This window comes from Adlercreutzia equolifaciens (assembly GCF_029076695.1).
Classification (GTDB): Bacteria; Actinomycetota; Coriobacteriia; order Coriobacteriales; family Eggerthellaceae; genus Adlercreutzia; species Adlercreutzia equolifaciens_A.
The window spans coordinates 1-287 of record NZ_JARFIK010000635.1 but is presented as its reverse complement, the minus strand read 5'-3'; the positions used below and the strand labels follow the sequence as shown (position 1 = coordinate 287).

Annotated in this window: 1 pseudogene; it reads right to left on the bottom strand. The window is 68.3% G+C overall.

From position 1 onward, the window contains the following. Window positions 1-81 precede the first annotated feature (81 nt). A pseudogene (locus PZH32_RS13920) lies at window positions 82-287 on the bottom strand (16S rRNA (cytidine(1402)-2'-O)-methyltransferase); the annotation flags it as partial.

The window sequence follows — 287 nt, the reverse complement described above, 5'->3', positions numbered from 1 at the left end:
CTTGCGCGTCAGCCAGATTTCCACGTCGTCGATGAAGACCAACTCGGCCGGCGATGCGCTTTTTCTTGCCGAAGCCATGAGCTAGACGCCCAGGGCCTTCTGCGCGGCCATGGCCAGATCGTAGGCGTCGTTGCGAGAAATGCCGAACTCGGCGCCCAGGCGCTTGGCAATCTCCTTCGTGCGCAGGCCTACGGCCGCCAGCGTAGCCGCCAGCGCCTCGGCCCCCGCCGCGGCCCCTGCGGCATCAGCGGCCGCCTCGTCCGCATTGGGCCCGTCGATGACCAGCG